Annotated in this window: 19 protein-coding genes; 13 read left to right on the top strand and 6 right to left on the bottom strand. The window is 46.8% G+C overall.

The genetic code is table 11. The features are described 5' to 3' along the window. Window positions 1–199 precede the first annotated feature (199 nt). Window positions 200–1,231 (top strand): DUF6807 domain-containing protein, encoded by a 1,032-nt coding sequence (locus ACU37H_RS00320; protein ID WP_472706488.1) that lies wholly within the window; start codon window positions 200–202, stop codon window positions 1,229–1,231. Between the two features lie 2 nt (window positions 1,232–1,233). Here ACU37H_RS00320 and ACU37H_RS00315 read toward each other — a convergent pair whose 3' ends face one another. Further along, entirely contained in the window at window positions 1,234–2,106 is an 873-nt protein-coding gene (locus tag ACU37H_RS00315) for a hypothetical protein (RefSeq protein WP_472706486.1), read from the bottom strand. Between the two features lie 223 nt (window positions 2,107–2,329). Between ACU37H_RS00315 and ACU37H_RS00310 the strand changes: the two genes are divergently transcribed. After that, the gene (locus ACU37H_RS00310; RefSeq protein ID WP_472706484.1) at window positions 2,330–4,216 is read left to right on the top strand and encodes an Nramp family divalent metal transporter; all 1,887 of its coding nucleotides are present in this window, start codon (window positions 2,330–2,332) and stop codon (window positions 4,214–4,216) included. Here the strand turns inward: ACU37H_RS00310 and ACU37H_RS00305 are convergent. Further along, entirely contained in the window at window positions 4,213–4,827 is a 615-nt protein-coding gene (locus ACU37H_RS00305) for a Crp/Fnr family transcriptional regulator (protein ID WP_472706482.1), read from the bottom strand. The genes ACU37H_RS00310 and ACU37H_RS00305 overlap by 4 nt on opposite strands. A gap of 144 nt (window positions 4,828–4,971) precedes the next feature. Between ACU37H_RS00305 and ACU37H_RS00300 the strand changes: the two genes are divergently transcribed. Next, on the top strand, window positions 4,972–6,204 hold the full coding sequence (locus ACU37H_RS00300) for an isocitrate dehydrogenase (NADP(+)) (RefSeq protein ID WP_472706480.1): 1,233 nt from the start codon (window positions 4,972–4,974) through the stop codon (window positions 6,202–6,204). Window positions 6,205–6,286: 82 nt separating this feature from the next. On the opposite strand, the gene ACU37H_RS00295 is transcribed toward ACU37H_RS00300, so the two are convergent. After that, the gene (locus tag ACU37H_RS00295) at window positions 6,287–6,448 is read right to left on the bottom strand and encodes a type II toxin-antitoxin system YoeB family toxin (RefSeq protein ID WP_494407574.1); all 162 of its coding nucleotides are present in this window, start codon (window positions 6,446–6,448) and stop codon (window positions 6,287–6,289) included. A 128-nt stretch (window positions 6,449–6,576) separates the two neighbouring features. After that, window positions 6,577–6,801, bottom strand: coding sequence for a DUF2683 family protein (locus ACU37H_RS00290; protein ID WP_472706478.1), 225 nt, complete (start codon window positions 6,799–6,801; stop codon window positions 6,577–6,579). Between the two features lie 72 nt (window positions 6,802–6,873). Between ACU37H_RS00290 and ACU37H_RS00285 the strand changes: the two genes are divergently transcribed. The 9 genes from ACU37H_RS00285 to ytxJ all read left to right on the top strand — a co-directional run bounded on the left by ACU37H_RS00285 (window position 6,874) and on the right by ytxJ (window position 14,890). Beyond that, window positions 6,874–7,155, top strand: a complete 282-nt coding sequence (locus ACU37H_RS00285; protein WP_472706476.1) for a HigA family addiction module antitoxin — start codon at window positions 6,874–6,876, stop codon at window positions 7,153–7,155. 156 nt (window positions 7,156–7,311) lie between these two features. Beyond that, window positions 7,312–7,827 carry a GNAT family N-acetyltransferase gene (locus tag ACU37H_RS00280; protein ID WP_472706474.1) on the top strand — a complete coding sequence of 172 codons (516 nt, stop codon included), beginning with the start codon at window positions 7,312–7,314 and terminating at the stop codon, window positions 7,825–7,827. Window positions 7,828–8,160: 333 nt separating this feature from the next. Next, on the top strand, window positions 8,161–9,567 hold the full coding sequence (gene leuC, locus ACU37H_RS00275) for a 3-isopropylmalate dehydratase large subunit (RefSeq protein ID WP_472706472.1): 1,407 nt from the start codon (window positions 8,161–8,163) through the stop codon (window positions 9,565–9,567). A gap of 115 nt (window positions 9,568–9,682) precedes the next feature. Further along, the gene (gene leuD, locus ACU37H_RS00270) at window positions 9,683–10,279 is read left to right on the top strand and encodes a 3-isopropylmalate dehydratase small subunit (RefSeq protein WP_472706470.1); all 597 of its coding nucleotides are present in this window, start codon (window positions 9,683–9,685) and stop codon (window positions 10,277–10,279) included. 100 nt (window positions 10,280–10,379) lie between these two features. Continuing rightward, window positions 10,380–11,930: a hydroxymethylglutaryl-CoA lyase-like TIM-barrel protein gene (locus ACU37H_RS00265; protein ID WP_472706468.1), complete on the top strand. Its 1,551-nt coding sequence runs from the start codon at window positions 10,380–10,382 to the stop codon at window positions 11,928–11,930. Window positions 11,931–11,945: 15 nt separating this feature from the next. Then, complete coding sequence (locus ACU37H_RS00260; protein ID WP_472706466.1) at window positions 11,946–12,419, top strand: SRPBCC family protein; 474 nt, start codon at window positions 11,946–11,948, stop codon at window positions 12,417–12,419. Between the two features lie 29 nt (window positions 12,420–12,448). Beyond that, window positions 12,449–13,102 (top strand): DUF8692 domain-containing protein, encoded by a 654-nt coding sequence (locus tag ACU37H_RS00255; RefSeq protein ID WP_472706464.1) that lies wholly within the window; start codon window positions 12,449–12,451, stop codon window positions 13,100–13,102. Between the two features lie 199 nt (window positions 13,103–13,301). Then, window positions 13,302–14,372 carry a 3-isopropylmalate dehydrogenase gene (gene leuB, locus ACU37H_RS00250; RefSeq protein ID WP_472706462.1) on the top strand — a complete coding sequence of 357 codons (1,071 nt, stop codon included), beginning with the start codon at window positions 13,302–13,304 and terminating at the stop codon, window positions 14,370–14,372. 188 nt (window positions 14,373–14,560) lie between these two features. Continuing rightward, window positions 14,561–14,890: a bacillithiol system redox-active protein YtxJ gene (ytxJ, locus tag ACU37H_RS00245; RefSeq protein ID WP_472706460.1), complete on the top strand. Its 330-nt coding sequence runs from the start codon at window positions 14,561–14,563 to the stop codon at window positions 14,888–14,890. A gap of 30 nt (window positions 14,891–14,920) precedes the next feature. Here ytxJ and ACU37H_RS00240 read toward each other — a convergent pair whose 3' ends face one another. Together ACU37H_RS00240 and ACU37H_RS00235 are read right to left on the bottom strand one after the other, a co-directional pair. Then, window positions 14,921–17,383, bottom strand: a complete 2,463-nt coding sequence (locus tag ACU37H_RS00240; protein ID WP_472706458.1) for a glycoside hydrolase family 95 protein — start codon at window positions 17,381–17,383, stop codon at window positions 14,921–14,923. Window positions 17,384–17,690: 307 nt separating this feature from the next. After that, complete coding sequence (locus tag ACU37H_RS00235; protein ID WP_472706456.1) at window positions 17,691–18,527, bottom strand: hypothetical protein; 837 nt, start codon at window positions 18,525–18,527, stop codon at window positions 17,691–17,693. Between the two features lie 279 nt (window positions 18,528–18,806). Between ACU37H_RS00235 and ACU37H_RS00230 the strand changes: the two genes are divergently transcribed. Further along, entirely contained in the window at window positions 18,807–21,314 is a 2,508-nt protein-coding gene (locus tag ACU37H_RS00230; RefSeq protein WP_472706455.1) for a mechanosensitive ion channel family protein, read from the top strand. Window positions 21,315–21,349: the final 35 nt, after the last annotated feature.

Raw genomic sequence — 21,349 nt, 5'->3', positions numbered from 1 at the left:
AGACAGGTATGCCACTGATGCACTAATAAAAATGTGAGAGACGTTAGTCTAATCAGACAATTTGAGCTATCATTTGTGTATCTGTGGCTTTATCACGCGTCAGGCCGGGACGGTCAGACGCGCCGAAATTTGTTTGACCACGCTGAAATAAATCGTACCTTGACCACTTCAGTTGATCTTGTCTAAACCTTGTATTGAAATGAAAAAAACGATTGCCCTTTGCAGCCTGCTGTTCACCTCCGTTTTTGTAATGGCCCAGCACGGATTCGTCATCCAGCGTCACCCCCAACAAAAGCGGGCCGACGTGTTGTACAATGGAAAGCTTATAACTGCCTATTGTTATTACGATTCCATCGCTAAACCTTTTTTGTACCCGGTGAACACGGTGGATGGTATCACTGTGACGCGCGGATACCCCATCGAGCCACGGCCGGGCGATCGCACGGATCACCCGCACCACGTGGGCATCTGGCAAAATTATGAGTCTGTGAACGGCATTGACTTCTGGAACAATTCCACTGCGATCTCGGCTGAAAAGAAGGATCATTATGGCACCATTCACCATGAAACAATTACCGCTACCCGGGCCTCAGGCGATAAAGCATCCATCTTGGCTACAGCCAGCTGGAAGAACCAAAAAGGAGCGCTTTTTCTGAAGGAAAAAACCCGGTACCAATTCCAGGTGGTCAATAATATGGTTGTTATCGACAGAACGACCACCCTTACTGCGGCAGCCGATACGGTCACGTTTAAAGATGTAAAAGATGGCTTCTTCGCGATACGGGTAGCACGCGAACTGGAGATGCCTTCTAAAGAGCCCGGCATGTTTATAGGTACTCATGGCGAGCGTACGAAATCTGATCCACTAAGCCCGGATCGCATCAGCGGCATGTATTACGCCAGTAATGGCACCCGAGGAGACGATGTATGGAGCACGAAGGGCGAATGGACGGCGCTGAAAGGCGTTATCGACCAACATCCTGTGACGATCGCGATATTCGATCATCCGAAAAATATTGGGTATCCTGCGTACTGGCATGCGCGCGGATATGGTCTTTTTGCGGTAAACCCACTCGGCCGTTCGGTGTTCAGCAAGGGAAAGGATCAGCTGAACCTGGTGTTGACACCCGGAAAATCCGCCACCTTCCGCTACAGAATTGTCATTGCCTCGAAAGACCTTGATACGGCGATCCTTCAAAAGACAGCCAAAGACTTTGCCGCAGCAAAATAATATTAAGGTTTAGCGGATTTCTTCTTTTTGGGATACCGGCCATTGAAGGTGCAGTCCAGGGCACCCATTCTTGAACCGCAACCTTCCACTTCCTTCAACGTTACACTGTTTTTATCAAAGATAAACTGAAGTACGCAGGGATCGCCGGGCTGACGGTATTCGATGATATTGTCAGATACGATGTTCGCCTCTCCTCTCAGTTCACCATTGCATTGCGAGTTTTTCTCTTCCAGGTGTATGAAGAAATTTACCCGACCCGATTTAGCGTTATCACGAATGGAGATGATATTACGATTTCCTTTACCATAGTCCCCGGCATAAGTGTATTCGCGGCTTAGCGTGTCGATCGGGTTGATCAATTCCGCGTCGTCGCCTAAAGAATCGGTCATGATCAGCATGAACTTTTTACCGGCGTTATTTAAAACATACACATCATCGCCGCTAATCTCTATGTCGTTAGGAAGCTTTTTTACTGTTTTCCGGTTAATATTGTACTGCTTGTCGATCGTAACAGATGTTTGCACGCCCCGTTCCTTATTGCCTTTCATCGCCACAAACCCCGCCAGGAACTCGGTCTTGTCGTTATACGCCGTGATCAGCATCACTTTCTGTTTGGCGCTCGCCGCTTTAGACATCAGGTAGGTCGCGCCGTCTTTTTCCCTGAACTTGCCGATCGCATACAGCTTAGGCTTCTCTCCCTTGAAAGTTGCATTCAACAAACTATCTGGTGTAAACTCGTTATAAATTTCAGGGCTGATCAGGAGACTATCATCCGTTTTAGCATACAAGGAAGTGTCTGCATAAGAAAAGGGCAATTGCACTTCAGGAAAAAACTCAACATATTCCTGCAGATTGACATCGTCCTCCCCTGCCATCTTTTTTTTCTTTTTTCCACAAGAAGCCACCATTACAAAAAGTAAAGCGAAAATGCAAACCCGGTACATCATAGTAATCACATTAAGAGTACAAATAAACAATAGTTAGCTAATAATACCATACATTTTTAATATGATAGACAAAATCCTTTAATTAGAGTTTCGTATTTCAAAAATTATTTTTAGGTTTGTCTAACTTATTTATAAACCGCATTTAAAACTAATGGCAAGGCATCACTCTGAAATCTCTTTAAGCGAAGTTCATAAATCCGTCGACACGACCTTACCGCATAAATCGCGCTGGCGCCGGATCCTTGCTTTTTTCGGACCGGCCTACCTGGTGAGCGTCGGTTATATGGATCCCGGAAACTGGGCCACGGATCTGGCGGGTGGCAGCCAGTTTGGTTACTCTTTGCTGTGGGTGTTGATTATGAGTAATATCATGGCGCTCCTGTTGCAGAGCCTTTCGGCGCGCCTGGGGATCGTCCGGAACCGTGACCTGGCACAGGCGAACCGGGAGACCTACCCTAAGAAGATCAATTTTGCTCTTTATATCCTGGCGGAGATCGCGATTGCAGCGACAGACCTCGCGGAGATCCTCGGGATGGCGATCGGTTTACAGCTACTCACCGGCATGCCGCTGATCTACGGGGTGCTGATCACCGCGCTGGACACTTTCCTGCTGATTGCCCTGCAACGTTTGGGCATGCGAAAGCTGGAAGCGTTCATCATCGGGCTGATCTTCATTATTGCCATGTCCTTCCTGATCCAGATCGTGGTGGCTAAACCCGATCCGGCAGAGATCGTTTCCGGCTTTGTGCCCCACCTGGAAAATGATACGGCCCTGTACATCGCCATCGGTATTATCGGAGCCACGGTGATGCCGCACAATCTATACCTCCATTCTGCGCTGGTGCAAACCCGGAAGTTCAACACGGATGAAAAGAGCATCCGGAAGGCGTTAAAGCTGAATTTTATCGACAGTGCTGTGGCGCTCAATATGGCCTTGCTGGTCAACGCCGCAATACTGATCCTGGCCGCGGCGGTGTTCTATAAAACCGGCAGGTCCGACGTCGGAGAAATAAAACAGGCGTATGAGCTGCTGCCGCAACACCTGGGCAGCGATTTTGCCGCCAAGCTCTTTGCAGTAGCGCTGATCGCCGCCGGTCAGAGCAGCACCATCACCGGAACACTGGCCGGACAGATCGTAATGGAAGGATACCTTCGGCTGCGCATCAATCCGATTGTGCGCCGGCTGATCACCCGCCTGATCGCGATTGTTCCGGCCGCCCTGGTGATCCTGATCAATGGCGAAGAGGAAGTAGACAGCCTGCTGATCTTTAGCCAGGTGATATTGAGCATGCAGCTCGGCTTTGCTATCATACCGCTGATTCATTTTGTGAGTGACAAAAAAACAATGGGGCCTTTCGTTATCAAGCCTTGGGTAAAAGTTTCCGCCTGGTTGATCACGGTTGTCCTGGTATACCTCAACACCCGCCTGATCCTGGAACAGGCGATCGGTTATTTCAACACATCAGACAACCTGTTTTGGAAAGCAGTGATCATACTCGGAGGCATAGGCTTTGTCATCCTCCTGTTTTATACAACCGTTTTTCCTTTCCGCAAGAACAGATCGACCCAGATGATCGCCATCCACGAAAAACCGAAAGACCTGGAAATTGCGCCGGTAGGCCTCTATGACAAGATTGCGATCACGCTGGACTTCGGAACGCTTGATGAGCAGGTGATCAATCACGCACTGTCACAGGGCGCACCTGGTTGTACGTATTTCCTGATACATATTACCGAAAGTGTGGCTGCCGTAGCGAATTACGGTGAAAGCGTGGATAATGAAACGGTCAGCGATAAAGCTTTTCTTGATGGCTATGTAGAACAATTAAGAGCCAAAGGCTACCAGGCGGAGGCCCGGCTGGGCTTTGGCAGCACAGTAGAAAGCATCGCAAAGATCGTTAAGGAATCCGGCGCGGGGCTTCTGGTGATTGGCGCACACGGGCACAAGGGCCTGAAGGACCTGATCTACGGAGAAACGATCAATAATGTCCGTCACCTGGTCAGCATACCGGTATTTGTGGTACAAACGCCGTCTTAATCGGAAGGGATTGTTCGCTTGGTACGCAACAAATGCTTGAAGCGGCTGAAGGTTTCAGGCTTTATGTTGAGATAAGAGGCCAGGTATTTTTGGGGCACCCGCTGGATGATCTCCGGATAGTTCCCGAAGAAATTCAGGAACCGCTCGCGTGGCTGCTGCATGATGAGGCTGGTTTGCCATTTATCTTTCAGCACCATCGTGTGCACGGTAACCAGCCGGCCTAACCGTTCGAAGCTGTGGCTGGAAGCGAACAATTTCTCCATATCGTCGAATGACAGGGAAATGAGCGCACAAGGCTCAATCGTTTCTAATACGTATTCCGATGGCGTTCTGGTGTAAAAGGATTCCTGGCTGCTGATCAGGTGACCTTCAATAGACAACTGCACAATGTGCTCGTCCCCGTCGGTCTTGTAATATTTTCTTATCAACCCCTTGTTGATAAAATTCATGTAGTTTTCGACTTCACCGGCAGCAGTAATGACCTCCTTCTTAGAGAACTCCCTGAGCGTAACGATCGGAAGCAACTGCTTCTTTACTTCGGTGTCTGTAAGCGGTACAAACTGTCGTAAAAATTTTACGAATTCGTTGGCAACGTTTTCTGATATAGGCATAACTCAAAGTTAACATAATTAACCATTTGATAACTAAATATATTTCAATAAAAATATGTGTCTTGTCGCGGGCGGTAACTGTTGACCATTCACTATTTTCTACGTAGATTTGCCGGAATCACAAATTCTAAAAAGAAAACATATATGGCGGAAAAAATCAAAGTGGCAAATCCCGTGGTGGAGCTTGATGGCGATGAAATGACACGCATCATCTGGAAATTCATTAAAGACAAACTGATCCTTCCTTATGTGGATGTGGATATCAAATATTTTGACCTGGGTGTGGAATACCGCGACCAGACCAATGACCAGGTGACCGTGGATGCCGCCAACGCTATTAAAGAATATGGTGTCGGCATCAAATGCGCGACCATCACGCCTGACGAAGGACGTGTAAAAGAGTTCAACCTGAAGCAAATGTGGAAAAGCCCTAACGGAACGATCCGGAACATCCTGGACGGTACCGTATTCCGCGAGCCGATCGTTATTAAAAATATTCCCCGCCTCGTGACCAACTGGTCTGCGCCCATCATCGTAGGTCGTCACGCTTTTGGCGATCAGTACCGCGCGACAGATACTGTGATCAAAGGAAAAGGTAAGTTAACCATGACCTTCACTCCGGAAGATGGCGGCGAAGCACAAACTTTTGAAGTATACAATTTCAAAGGGGATGGCGTGGCAATGACCATGTACAATACCGACGAAAGCATTAAGGGCTTTGCGCGCAGCTGTTTCAATATGGCGTTGAGCAAAAAATGGCCGCTGTATCTTTCTACCAAAAATACGATCCTTAAAAAATACGATGGTCGCTTCAAAGATATTTTTGAAGATATCTATCAGAATGAATTTAAAGCACAGTTTGACGAGGCTGGAATTGTGTATGAGCACCGACTGATCGACGACATGGTGGCCAGCGCACTGAAATGGAACGGCAACTTTGTATGGGCTTGTAAAAACTATGACGGTGACGTACAAAGTGACACTGTTGCCCAGGGCTTTGGATCTTTAGGTTTAATGACATCCGTGTTGGTAACGCCTGATGGAAAAACCATGGAAGCTGAAGCGGCACACGGTACCGTTACGCGTCACTACCGTGAGCACCAGAAAGGCAATCCTACGAGCACTAACCCGATCGCCAGCATCTTTGCATGGACAAGAGGTTTAGCTTTCCGCGGTAAACTGGATGATAATCAAGCCCTGATCGATTTCGCCAATGCTTTAGAAGCAGTTTGTATCGAGACAGTAGAAGAAGGCAAAATGACCAAAGACCTCGCGGTTTGTATCCACGGTAATAAAGTAAGCCACGGCGAACATTACCTGTACACCGAAGAGTTCCTGGAAGCAATCGACGAGAACCTGAAGAAGAAGTTGGGATAATCCTATAACTTTTAAAGATATGCAGCCCGCGGCCTTGGTCGTGGGCTGTTTTATTTGCTGAAGGATGTAGGTAAGATGTTATTTAAAAATCGCCGGTTTTATTTGTCTTTATAATGCCCCAAAGCGATAAGACCAAAACGGTGACCATTTCATTTTCAATTCTGTAAATCAATCTGTGCTTGTCAGTAATTCGTCGGGACCAGGTAGGTATTTCATAATGTCGTAATCTTTCCGGCTTTCCCATTCCCGTTAGCGGAGATGTTCTCAGTTCGTTTAAAAGCTTATCAATTCTTTATAGGACCTTTTTATCTCCCGATTTTTTGTGCTTTTCAATATCTGAAATAGCCTCATCGGTTAGTTCAATGGAGTAGCTCACAAACCCAATAGTTCTTTTTGTTTATCCTTCGAAATCTCTTTAGTCCTACCGGATGCGGCTTGTTTTATTGACTTATCAATTTTCGAAATAAACTCCTTTTCGGTCAACAACGTATCTTCATCAGCTGCCGCTACCTTAAAACGCACTTTCATTTCTTCCAGTAGAGATTTTAGTAGCAACTTTTGCTTTTCGTTCTTTGGATAAATTGTTATACTTTCCATTCCTGTTTTTTAAATTCAGGCATTTTTCATTTCAAAAATGAATTCTTTTACAAAGAGAAATGATAAAAACTTTTGTTGGTTAATGCGACTTCTAAATGTCGATTAAAAAACATACATCCGGGAGAAATATTGTTAGAAGAGTCTCTGTTACCTTTAAACCTTTCTGCATACAAACTCGCAAAGGATGTGAACATTCCGCAAACACGCTTATCTCAAATACTGAAAGCCAACAGGAGCATTACAGCAGACACTGCGTTGAGGTTGCTCAATATTTCGGAAATGCTCCTCAATTTTGGCTGGAACTACAGCTATGATCGTGAAGAGGAAATCTTACTGAAAGGTGAAGAAACCTAAACGATTAAGAAAATACAGGTGGCATAATAGGTAGCAATATTATATCCATGCAAAAAAATAACAGCAAGAACTCCGGAGAAAGCTTCAGAAACATGGGAATAGGATTATCTTTCGGGCATACTTTTAAATGATCTCTAAACAACCCACTTTTCCAGCATGACGAACCTTGGACCTATCCAGATAAGAAAGATCGGGGCAGAAGAATTGCCCGCGATCCGGCAATTAGCGCTTTCCATCTGGCCGGCGACCTATGCTGCCATCCTTCCCGCGGGGCAGATCGATTATATGATGGAGCTGTTCTATAGCGATAAAGCCCTGTTGAAAGACTTTTCCAAAGACCGTTACCAGTTTTTTATCGTTAGTGTGGACGGGTCAGATATGGGCTATGCCGGTGTGGAAGGAAGGAATGATCAGGACTGGCATCTACATAAAATTTATCTTTCCCCGGCTGTTCAGGGACAGGGACTGGGCAAGGTACTGATCCAACACGTGGAAGATTTTGTCAAAGAAAATGGAGCCTCCCGTCTTACCCTTAATGTTAACCGCCACAATAAAGCGCTACAGTTTTACCGATCCCGCGGCTACGAGGTACTCCGGGAAGAAGATATCGACATCGGCGGCGGCTTCTTTATGAATGACTTTGTCATGGGAAAGGCCTTGAAGGGTCTCTGACAAATTCACCAAAAAATTACGTTATCCAAAAACGGCCTGTTGTATAATAAATCCCTCCCGAGCGCTTATTTTCAATGCAAATACATTATCTTATATAGCTGATAATAAAATAATTATATATATTTATTACAGCTGGCAAGCTAAGGGAAAATTACATTAATTGTATTATTAACAAATAATATTATTACAACACTCAACAGATGCAGCCGGCCACCGGAAAGGGGTGCTAACCAGCCGCCAAACGGTGGTAATCCCTGAAATTCTTGCTACCTTTACGTGCTTTCGAAAAAGCAACGTTTGCATTGATATTATTAAACTATAAGCATTTTAACGATGAGTACAAATCCAACCACTTTGTTTGATAAAGTCTGGGACGCCCACGTGGTGAGAAAAATTGAAGACGGTCCGGATGTTTTATTTATTGACCGCCATTTTATTCACGAAGTAACGAGCCCGGTGGCTTTCCTGGGAATTGAAAACAGGGGAATTGGTGTTATGTATCCACAACGCACATTCGCTACCGCCGATCACAACACTCCTACCATCAATCAACACCTGCCTGTGCAGGATCCGCTGTCTGCCAAACAACTGGCGGCGCTATCGAGCAACGCAGAAAAATACGGCATTTCGATCTGGGCGCTGGGAAGCCCCAAGAATGGCATTGTACACGTGGTAGGTCCGGAAAACGGTATCACCCAGCCGGGCATGACCATCGTTTGCGGTGACTCCCACACGTCCACACACGGCGCTTTTGGAAGCATTGCCTTCGGTATCGGAACGTCTGAAGTGGAGATGGTACTTTCTTCTCAGTGCATCATGCAACCCAAGCCTAAGAAAATGCGCATTACCATCAATGGTCAACTGGGTAAGGGTGTGTTACCAAAGGATGTTGCTCTTTACATGATCGCGCAGATCACGGCGAGCGGTGCTACCGGTTATTTTTGCGAATATGCCGGCGAGGTGTTTGAAAACATGAGCATGGAAGGCCGCATGACCGTATGTAATATGTCTATCGAGATGGGCGCCAGAGGCGGTATGATCGCTCCTGACGAAACCACTTTCAATTATGTAAAGGGAAGAGACAAAGCGCCTAAAGGCGAAGCCTGGGATAAAGCACTGGCCTACTGGAAAACGTTGAAGACAGATGAAAACGCTGTGTTTGATAAGGAATTAGTCTTTAACGGTGCAGATATCGAGCCACAGATCACCTACGGTACCAATCCGGGCCTGGGCACCGGCATCACCAGGAAAATTCCAAAAGCCACTGAAGTGAAAGACGGAGAAGCGTCTTACAAAAAGTCACTGGCGTACATGGATTTCAAAGAAGATGAAAATATCATCGGCAAAAAAATAGATTACGTATTCCTGGGAAGCTGTACCAACGGACGTATCGAAGACTTCCGCGCATTTGCTTCTATCGTAAAAGGTAAAAAGAAAGCAGATAATATCACCGCATGGCTGGTTCCTGGTTCTCATATCGTGGAAGCGCAAATCAAAGAAGAAGGCATTTTAGATATCCTGACCGAAGCTGGTTTTGAATTAAGACAACCCGGTTGTTCCGCTTGTCTGGCGATGAACGATGATAAAATTCCTGCAGGAAAATATGCGGTAAGCACGAGCAACAGGAATTTTGAAGGAAGACAAGGCCCCGGCGCCCGTACGCTTCTAGCAAGCCCTTATGTGGCTGCGGCCGTGGCAGTTACCGGCGTCGTAACAGATCCGCGCGAGTTGATGGCTTAATAAAGTTGACGGTTGTTAGCTGACAGTTGGTAGTATGAACGTCTGTCATCCGTCAACGGTCATCATTCGATTTATTTAAAATCTCAAATCAGAAATTCAAAATCAGAAATAGAAAATGGCTTACGATAAATTTACCATATTAACTTCCACCGCTGTTCCTTTACCGATCGAAAACGTGGATACCGACCAGATCATTCCTGCGCGTTTCCTGAAAGCCACAGAGCGTAAGGGCTTTGGCGACAACCTGTTTCGCGACTGGCGCTACAATAATGATGACACGCCAAAGCAGGACTTTGTATTGAACAACCCGATTTACTCAGGTAAGATCCTGGTAGCCGGTAAAAATTTCGGTAGTGGCAGCAGCCGTGAACATGCGGCCTGGGCGATCTATGACTACGGCTTCCGTTGCGTGATCTCGAGCTTTTTTGCAGATATCTTCAAGGGAAACTCGTTAAATATCGGCATCCTTCCGGTAACCGTGAGTGAGACATTTGTTGATAAGATCTTCAAAGCGATAGAAGCAGACCCTAACACAGAGCTGGAAGTAAACCTGCCGGAGCAAAAAGTGACCATCTTGGCTACAGGCGAATCAGAAAGCTTCGACATCAATGGCTACAAGAAGCACAATATGATGAACGGCTTTGATGATATTGATTACCTGCAGGCTATGAAGGAAGATATCCAGGCGTATGCAGAGAAGAGTATGTATTAAAACCTTAATACCCCAACTCGTGAAGACTTTCGTGCTACACTAAAGAACTTAAAGTATTCTTTTTAGGAGTTGGGAGTACAGTTACATTTAGAAAGACAAAATGACTTCTAAAATTAAGACGACTCAGCAAGGTCCTTTCGACGGCAAGGTTGAGATCATGGATACGACATTGCGCGATGGCGAGCAAACCAGTGGCGTGTCTTTTTCCGCGCAGGAAAAACTAACAATTGCACAGTTGCTGTTGACCGAGGTAAAGGTTGACCGGATCGAAATTGCCTCCGCCCGCGTGTCGGAAGGTGAGTTTCAGGCAGTGAAAAAAATCACCGACTGGGCGACAGCCAATAACCTGATTGACCGCGTGGAAGTGTTGACCTTTGTTGACGGCGACACTTCGATCAAGTGGATGCAAAAGGCGGGCGCCAAAGTGATGAACCTCTTAACTAAAGGTTCGTTAAATCACTTAACGCATCAACTGAAAAAGACGCCGGAACAGCATTTCAGCGAGATCGCGGCCGTGCTGAAGCTGGCTGAAAAAAAAGAGATTGTCTGCAACGTTTACCTGGAGGATTGGAGCAATGGCATGCGCCATTCGAAAGACTATGTATTTCAATACATCGATTTCCTGGCGACCCAGCCGGTTAAAAGAATTTTACTTCCTGATACATTGGGAGTTTTGATTCCTTCAGAAACTTCAAAATACCTCAGCGAAATTGTTGAAAGATATCCGCAATTACATTTTGACTTTCATGGACATAACGATTATGACCTGAGTGTCGCCAACGCACTGGAAGCAGTGAAGGCGGGCGTGAAAGGTTTGCATCTTACCATCAACGGGATGGGCGAGCGCGCGGGGAATACGCCGCTCGAAAGCGTTGTAGCGGTATTGAACGACTTTCAGAAAGACGTCACCATATCGGTCAATGAAAAAGCATTATACAAAGTGAGCCGGCTGGTGGAAGCCTTTTCCGGTTTCAGAATTTCGGCCAATAAGCCCATTGTCGGTGAAAACGTGTTTACACAGACAGCGGGTATCCATGCAGACGGTGATAAAAAGAAAAATCTTTATCACAACGAACTGATGCCGGAACGTTTCGGTCGCAAGCGCAAATACGCGCTGGGCAAGACTTCGGGAAAAGCCAATATCGAAAACAACCTGGCACAGCTGGGCATTCAGTTGTCGGATGAAGACCTGAAGATCGTAACGCAACGCATCATCGAATTGGGTGATAAAAAAGAAACGGTCACACAAGATGATCTGCCTTATATCATCTCTGATGTACTGGACAGCCATACCATCGGTGAGAAAGTGGTTGTGGAAGATTATGTATTGACCCACTCCAAAAACATGCAGCCTTCTACAACCGTGCGGGTGAAATTTGAAAACGGAGTCGTAGAAGAACATGCATCCGGCGACGGTCAATACGACGCGTTCATGAATGCCTTGCGCAAAATTTATGCGAAGAAAAAATTACCGCTGGCCAAGTTGCGCGATTACGTTGTGCGCATTCCACCCGGCGGAAAAACAGATGCGCTGTGCGAAACCATCATCACCTGGGAGCTCAACGGCCGCGAATTTACGACTACCGGTCTCGACAGTGACCAGACGGTTGCTGCTATAAAAGCTACTCAAAAAATGTTGAACCTGGTATAAATGCCTTAATGCAAGATGCTGTTATCTACGTCCCATACATTCAATGCTTCCAACGCTGAGTTGTGGCCATTACTGTTTGGGTCCAAAATGGATGATACAACACCTTGCAAAGCCATGTTTGGCCTGCCCAAGCCTGTGGAATGCAGACTGGCAGACACTACCGGAGGAGTGGGCGGGCGAAGGGAATGCATTTCCGACAAAGGTGTGATCAGACAAAGGATTTCTGAATGGGTCCCGGAAAGGAAGCTCAGTTTCGAACTGGAAGAGACCGATATCTATTTCGGTCCGTGTGTGCGCAGTATTAAGGAAAGCTTTGAACTGGAAACGTTGAGCGACGGCCGATCGATCATCAAGAGGACGACACGTTTTCGCTTAAAATCTTATGCCAACCCATTTCTTTGTATTCCCATGTATTTCGGGTTAAAAAGTATACATCGGTATGTCTTTAGCAACTGGGAAAGAATTATCTCCGCGCCTTTAAAGGCCTGATACATATATTTGTTCAAAATCGACAGGCCTTGAAAATTTCTAAAAATCTAAAATATTTCATACCGCTTCTCATTCTGCTTGCATTAGACATTATGCTTGTGGTTTTTGATGTGATCAACTTTTATCATCCGTTCCCGGACGCGGAGCGTTACGACATTGAAACCAATGATAGCTACGCCGAAGACTTTCAGAATTTCAAGTGGATCATTATGATCATCGCTTTGTCGTTGATCGCTATGTACAGGAAAGAAAAGCGTTACCTGACCTGGATACTCGTCTTCCTCTTCCTGTTCCTCGAGGATGTGTTCAGGATTCATCAGGCATTGGGTGTCTTTTTTTATGACACATTTGGTATGACCACCGGCCAGCGGGGCGGAAAGATCATGGAGCTTTTTGCTGCGGGCTTCCTGGGCTTTATATTTGTAGCACCCGCGCTGCAGGCCTACAAAACGGGCGACATAACGTTCCGGAAACATTCGCGCACACTGTTGATCCTGCTCGCGATGTTCCTGTTTTGCGCAGTTGTGATCGACCAGGCACACCGTTTAGCGATTGTTCAGTATAACTGGAAATATAATGTCGTTTTTGGAATGCTGGAAGACGGCGGCGAATTGATCACCGAAAGCCTGTTGACCGGTTATCTGATATCGATCGCGCTGCTGGAAAAAGCAAAGAGTAAGTGAGCAATGAAATTTGATTAGAAGACCGCTGGAAATGCCATAGCATCGACAGGTCTTTCGTTTTGAGCGGCTCTTTTTTGGTGAACAGGTCAACATCAACGAATCAACTTATTACAATATCGCCCGGAAGCGATAGCATAAACGTACGAAGCGATGACTGCTCGTACAACGCAACCCTGATAAAAAAATAAAAAACATACGAATGAAAAAAAATATCTTGATCGTTCCCGGAGATGGTATCGGGCAGGAAGTAACGGCAGTAGGTAAAAAAGTATTAGATAAGATCGCCGAAAAGTTTGGACATGAGTTCTCCTATGACGAAGCCCTGATCGGGCACGTAGCTATTGAAGCAACCGGCGAGGCGCTTCCCGAGGAAAGCCTGCAGAAGATGAAAGAATCAGACGCGGTGCTGTTTGGAGCAGTGGGGCATCCTAAATATGACAACGATCCGTCTGCCAAAGTGAGACCCGAACAAGGTCTACTGAAAATGCGCAAGGAACTGGGATTGTATGCCAACCTGCGCCCTATCAAATTATTTGACGAGCTGCTGGAAGCATCCAGCATCAAACCCGAGATCCTGAAGGGTGCTGATATCCTGTTCTTCCGCGAACTGACCGGTGATATTTATTTCGGCGCCAAAGGTCGTAAGAACGATGGCGACACAGCCTATGATAATGCAGAATACAGTCGCTACGAAGTAGAGCGCATTGCGCGGAAAGCTTTTGAGGCAGCGATGACCCGTAACAAAAAAATTTGCAGTGTAGATAAAGCGAATGTTCTCGAGACCAGCCGTCTGTGGCGCGAAGTAGTGCAGCTGGTTGCTAAAGATTACCCTGAAGTACAGGTAGAACATCAGTTCGTAGATGCCGTAGCGATGCTGCTCATTAAAGACCCCAAAAGATTCGACGTGGTAGTTACCGCTAACCTGTTTGGCGATATCCTCACCGACGAAGCTTCGCAGATTGCAGGTTCCATGGGTATGCTGGCTTCAGCGTCTATCGGAGACGGAACGGGCGTATATGAGCCTATTCACGGTTCTGCTCACGACATCACAGGCAAAGGCGTAGCTAACCCCATGGCTTCTGTGCTTTCGGCAGCATTATTGCTTGATATTTCCTTTGGGCTGAAAGAAGAAAGCAATGCCGTTATCAACGCGGTAGACGCAGTCTTAAAAGCCGGATTCAGAACAGGAGACATAGCCGACGCTTCTACTCCGAAAGACAAGATCCTTGGAACAGAAGCCATCGGTGAAGAGATCCTGAGCAGGATTTAGTTCTTTACCAGGAAGGTTCATAAAGAGGTGACCATTCGGAAAGTAACTCAACTTTTCAGAACCCGCCTTTATAAAGCCTTCTGAACAACAATTAATTTCAGCCACGAACATTCCGGCCTTATGGGTGTATCAGATATACCGATACCCGAGGTAGAACGTTCGTGGCATCTTTTTCAAAAAAGAAAAATATGAATTGGAATACATTAGATAATGAAGCGCAGTTAGCAGACATTGACAAAAAGTCTTTTGAAAAACCACAACTGATCTTTAAACACAGCACCCGTTGCCCGGTAAGTTCAGTGATCAAAAATCGCCTCTACAAAGGCGAACTGCCTGATAACATTGACTTTTATTACCTCGATCTTATTGCTTACCGATCAGTTTCGAATGCTGTAGCGGAACATTATGGCATCAGGCACGAGTCTCCACAGGCGTTGCTGATCAAAGATGGCAAATGCATTTTCGACGAGAGCCATCATGCTGTGTATATGGAAGATATTATAGAGCACGCACAATGATTGGTGCGCGATCAGAGCTTCAGGCTATCCCTACCGGATCTGAATTTCCTGGTCCTTCTTCAGATTGATTCTTACAATACCTGTTGACTTGTCTTTTTCGACCTGCAGCTTTTTACCATTGCGATCATACACCGCTTTTCCCGCGGGAATTTGAACAGCACACAAGCCACCCGATAATGATTTCACCGTGGCATTGCTGAGCGCGTGTCCGCTCCATTTCATACTGACTTCAAAATTTCCGCGCGCCTTTAACCCACTCGCCTCTCCTGTCTCCCATGACTGATCTTTAGGCAACGCTGGTAAAAACCGGATCGCCTGGTCTTTTCCATGGCTTTGCAACAGCATTTCTGTCATCCCTGCTACACCGCCAAAATTCCCGTCGATCTGGAAAGGAGGATGCGCATCAAATAAGTTGGCATAAGCGCCGCCGCCCGTGCTGTATCGAGTGGCGCCGTCGTTAGAAACAGGCGCTAACAGTCCCTTCAACATTTTAAAGGCATGATCTCCATCGCCGATCCGCGCCCAGAAATTCACTTTCCATGCTTTAGACCAGCCCGTTCCATCATCGCCGCGCATTTCCAAGGTTTTAATGGCTGCCTTCAGCAGATCCGGCGTTTCCCAGGGATTGATTTCGTCATAGGGATGCAGGCCGTACAAATGAGAGACATGCCTGTGCTTCGGTTCCCCCGGTTTCCAATCGTGCAGCCATTCCTGTATGCCGCCATTGGTCGGGCTGATCTGGGTGGGTGCCAGCTGGCTCATGACCGTTTTCAATCTTTTTGCCAGTGCTGCGTCTTTTTGAAGGATGCCTGCAGCCTTGACTGTGGCTTCAAAAATATTCCTGCAGATCTGCATGTCCATCGTGGGCCCCATACAGGTATTACCCCGAAAACCGTTAGGCATGATATACGCGTTCTCGGGAGAGTTGGAAGGCGCCGTTACCAGCCAGCCGTGTTCGGGTTCTTTGATCAGGATGGATTCCAGGAAAATTGCAGCTTCTTTGATAACCGGGTAATAGGTTTCGAGAAAATCTTTATCGTTGGTAAAATTGTAATGTTCCCACAAGTGCGTGGCCATCCAGGCACCGCCGGTAAGCGTTGAGCCCCAGCCCGCTCCCTCGCCCGGCGAGGTAAAGAACCAGGGATTAGAGATCACATGCGCCACCCATCCTTTCGCCCGGTAATATTTCCAGGCGGTTTTCCGGCCATTCTCCACGAGGTGGTTGGTAAATCGAAACAAAGGCTCGGCAAGTGCAGAAAGATTGGTGGGTTCTGCCAGCCAATAGTTCATCTGCACATTAATGTTCATGTGATAATCCGAGTTCCAGGGCGTCTGGTATTCAACCGCCCACAAACCCTGCAGGTTGGCGGGTAGCAGACCCGGCCTTGAGGAACAGATCAGCAGGTACCTTCCAAAATTGAAATACAAAACAGGCAATTGAACATCGGTCTCACCTTCTGCAAACTTGACCAACCGCTGCTGTGTGGTAAGCTGATCAACGGAAGATCCGCTTCGGTCAGGCATTTTAAAGCGGCAGCGATTAAAATAAGATTGATATACCTCTGTTGATCTTTCCTTTGCCACATTATAATCAATAGCCAGACATCGTTTTAGATCAGCCTTTACAGCTTTGGTCACATCGGTAGTTAACAAGCCTCCGGCAGCATAGTTATAATTTGTTCTCATAGCGACAGCTATCAGGCAGGAACTCGCGTTACTCACCGTAACAGTTTTACCGGAGGCAGTGACTTTGCCATCGCATTTTATAACCTGCGCGCCTACTGCATATTTCATGCCTTCATCCTTTCCGGATGGCAGACGGCCGCTTAAAAGCATCCCGGATCCTTTGGCCTCATTGGAGGCTACGTTCTCTTTCCGGTCGAGGAAACAATCAAAATTCAGTTTACCAGGTTCAGCACTGACCATCTTAATCCAGATCACATCATTTTTAAAATCAGCAAACGCTTCCTGTGAAATTTGACTACCGTCGCGCTGGTATTGGGTTTGCGCAACCGCCCGTTCAATATCCAGTTTGCGTTGATAACCTGTTACCTCATCAGATCCATTCTTCCAATGAATGATCAGGTCGCCTGCCGTCTGATAACATCCGAATTTTTCAGTGGCACCTTGGCCCCGTCCAGACCCCGGCCCATTGGCTACAAAATGTTGCATCAACAGCTCCTGAGCTTCTTTATTTTTCCCCTGCAATAGATAATGCTGAATAGGTTTCAGGTATTTGTAAGCACTGTCTTTATCGCCGTTCTGCGGTCCGCCAGACCATAATGAAATTTCGTTCAATGCAATTCGGTCCGTCATCAGGCCGCCAAACATCATGGCCCCTACCCGCCCGTTTCCGATAGGTAGCGACTCTGTAAAATCTTTCGCCGGTCGCTTGAAAAAAATCTCTAAATCACCGCGTTGTGCCTGCACATGCAGCGTTAAGAATAAGGGTGCTAACAACAACAGTAATAGCCTGGCAACGATCGTTTTCATATATAAAATAATATAGTCTGGTAATGCATTATGTTGCAGACGGATATCTCATGGTCCGAACACGCAACAGGATCCGTAAATGTAGCAGAAAAATTACACAATACGTGGACAATCGATTGCACAATGCGATAAGACACGCCGGGTACCAGCGACCATTCACATATTCATAAACCTCAGCAACTATGTTGACAGGGCTACAAGGAAGAATACCATTTTTTTCCGCTTGATCTGCTTTGCGAATAAATCGCTGTCCGTTTAGCGATAAAGGCTAAACGAAAACAGGATGCACCCGGCGACACAAGCATACTTACTTTTTGTATAACGGGCAGCGCTTCAGCAGATATTGCAAAGGACTGTCGTAAGATCCCTCACCCTGTGCCAGGAGCGCTTTGCGCTGTTCTGTAAAGAGCGCAGTGTTTTTGTCGGTGTAAATATTCAAAGACACAGTCGTCTCGTAGTTACTCCTGTTGACCGTATTGCCATATTCGTAAGCGTTGCGCTTCTTGTCATCTTTGTCATTATTGCTGGTGCTGCTGTAAGTAGAGCTGCTCGTGTTGGAAGTAAGGTTTTGGGTGATCGTTCCGTCAACGACAAACTCTACCCCAAGAACATTGCAGATCTCTTCCATCGTATAGCCGGATATGTTGGCCCGGCCGATGCCCGCTTTCGCCAGCAGCGCATTGGTTGTGCGTGGATCGAGGATGGTTAAGCCACCTGCGTGTTTGCTCAGCAATAGGTAGGTGTCGCTCTGGGCTTTCATGCTCATTTCATCGCTGGCAGACTGGCTGTTCTTGATATAAGCAAACGGCAGGATAGCCACCTTGTTGTGATGATCCTGCAAGCCGCTGCCACCGGGCGTTGCAGCCGTATTGTCTTTGCCTGTGGAAGAAGGCTTATTAAAAAACTCGACGCGACCGCTCGCATACACTATTTTAATGATGTCCTTTTTACTGATCTTATAGGTGAGTGTTTCTCCCTCGTAAGCAAATTTGATATCATCATCATTGATCTCCGTTACCTTGCCCTGAAGCTCATCACCGTTTACTTTCAAGATCAGATCGGTTTTAGGTTTTTGAGCAGATTGTGAAAAACAGGTGACCCATGAAGCAAACAGGGTACAAATGATCAGCAGCATTTTTTTCATGATTCATTGGTTTAGGGTTGAGGATGCATGTAAAATACAACATTCCATAATCAGTTCCACGCAAACCTTTTTAATTTTCAGGAAAAACGTATATCACCTTACCGGTTCAAGAATATTTGAAAACATGCTGTCTATAATAAGTCCCGCGCGAATATTCAGACAGGTCTGCTGTTTCAGGGGCTTTCAGGTTTACCTGTCTTCAGATACATTTGGCCAATTTTAATTTGTTACTTCTCCGTCTGGATGTTACATTTATCATATTAAACTACTTCCTGTTTTTTGAAAAAAGCCCCTCTATACCTCCCGACAAAAACGCTTGTTACAGCATTGTTTACCACGCTGTTGCTATTGATTGTTTCCGTATCTCAGGCGCAGTTGGTTGATTCAGTCGCGAGAGAACATACAGCGCCCGCTGCAGTTGACTCCAACTCCATCGTGGAAAGAGCCCGCCGGTTCGCGGAGATGGAGATTCGTGAGAGCGCAAGGGAATTCAGGCAGGACCTTGCGGTGACCAAAAGAAAAGAGATCCTGGAGGCCATTAAAAACGAAACCTTCAACGCCAGGGATTTTGTAAAAAACGGAATGGATACACTGGGACTGGCCCGGGAGCTTCGGCAAATAGATGAATGGTACCAGATCAGCATTGATGGTATTTTTATTAACCCGGGCAGCGCGCAGACCTATCGCAACCTGGCTACTTCGCGGATCCTGGTAAATGAATTGAAGCAAAGGCTGAACGCACGCAAGGTCAAGCTGGACGCGTACACACGGCAGCTATTGAGCTACAGGAACAAGATCGATTCGTTTGCCACCGACAGTTCCCTGTTTTTAGCGCCTGACGATTCAGTAGGGGCCGTTCAATACTTTTCTGAATTGCTGGTTGCCGCACGAGCCATCATCCCGGCCGACAGCATCGTGAAAAAAGCGATCATCAATGTGCAGGCCACGCAGCAACAGGCAAGCATCATGCTGAACCAGTTGTCCACCACCCTGGATAATATAGAGAACTATCAGAAAGAGCTTTCGGCCACCACCTTTCAAAGAGATTTTTCCAACCTCGGCGATTCAGTGCTCGTCAACAGGTCGTTCAGCGAGATCCTAAAAGTTTCTGCGTTGAAGGGCAGATTGGCCTTGCTTTTCTATGCGGGCAATAATACCGGAAAGATCTTTGTTTTACTGGCACTGATCTTAACCTCCTACGTATTCATCCGGTCGCTGAAAAAGAGGTTGAAGGAAGGCGGCAGGCTGGTCAGCGATATGATGGGACAGCTGATATTCCGACATCCCATGTTGTCGGCAATGCTTATCGTGATCAGCATCTTCCAGTTCCTTTTTATAGACCCTCCTTTTATATTTAACCTGATACTTTGGTTTTCCTGCGGCGTCTGTCTGACCATTATATTCCGAGGCTTTATTACAAAGTACTGGATGGCAGCCTGGTTGACCATCTTTGGTTTCTTTACCATTGCTTCCGCGATCAACCTGGTGCTACAGGCTTCCAGGACAGAGCGATGGATCATGCTCGCTGTTGCCTTGAGCGGTTTCCTGGCCATGCTCATCATTTTTATAACCGCCAGGACAAAGGAGCTCAGGGAAAAATGGATCATGTACTTTATTGGTTTGGCGGTGCTTCTGGAACTGGGAGCTGCGCTGGCGAATGTGTATGGCCGGTATAATCTCTCCAAAATGCTGTTAACAACCGGCTTCTTCAATATCATCACCGGGATGTTGTTTGCCTGGACCATCCGGCTCATTAATGAAGGACTGGTGTATGCGAACGAGCTGTACAAAACGCCTGAAAGAAGTTTGTTCTATGTGAACTTTAACCGCGTAGGTACAACCATTCCCCTGATCTTCAAGTCGGTGTTTATCGCGGGATGGCTGGTATTGCTGGGAAGAAATTTCTATGCGTTCAACCGGATCACTGATCCTGTTGTCAACTTCCTCGTGACCGCGCGGACGGTGGGCGCTTACTCTTTCACGATCGCAAATATCCTGACGTTTTTTGCCACGCTGATCATCGCGACGATGGTATCCAAGGTCGTGTCCTTCTTTGCTGCGGACAAACATGATTCGGAAGGCAACCGGATCAAGGGCATCGGAAGCTGGCTGCTCCTGGTTCGCATCGCGATTATCAGCACCGGTATTTTCCTGGCCTTTGCGGCCGCCGGAATTCCATTGGACAGGATCACCATTATTGTCGGCGCTTTGAGCGTGGGTATCGGCTTTGGATTACAGACGCTGATCAACAACCTGGTGAGCGGATTGATCCTTTCTTTTGAGAAGCCCGTAAATGTGGGCGACATCGTGGAGATAGGCGGCAAAAGTGGCATTATGAAATCCATCGGCTTCCGGAGCAGCATCATGACGACTTTCGATGGTGCAGAAATTGTTATTCCCAACGGCGATCTGTTGAATGAACACCTGGTGAACTGGACACTAAATGATGACACGCGCCGGGTGGATATCAGCATCAGTGTGGCCTACGGCACGGAGCTGCAAAAAGTTCAACCGTTGATCCTGGAAATCATTCAGAAAGATAAAAGGGTCGCCCACTTCCCCGCTCCTGTTGTGTTGCTGAAGGAACTCGGCAGCAGCTCAATCGATTTCCAGGCCTTCTTTTGGGCAAAGGATATCCGCCAATGGTCACAGATCAAAAGTGATGTACTGATGGCAATCGAAGATGTTTTCAAAGCAAATAATATCATCATACCATTCCCTGCGCAGGACATTTACCTGCATACCGATCCCGGTAATAGCAAGCCTTCTGATGAGGCCCGTGGTTAATAGGCCGTTTCCATTCCAAAAGGACGTTCGACTAT

This window comes from Niabella sp. ZPM-14 (assembly GCF_055693045.2).
This window is presented reverse-complemented; position numbering and strand designations above follow the sequence as displayed.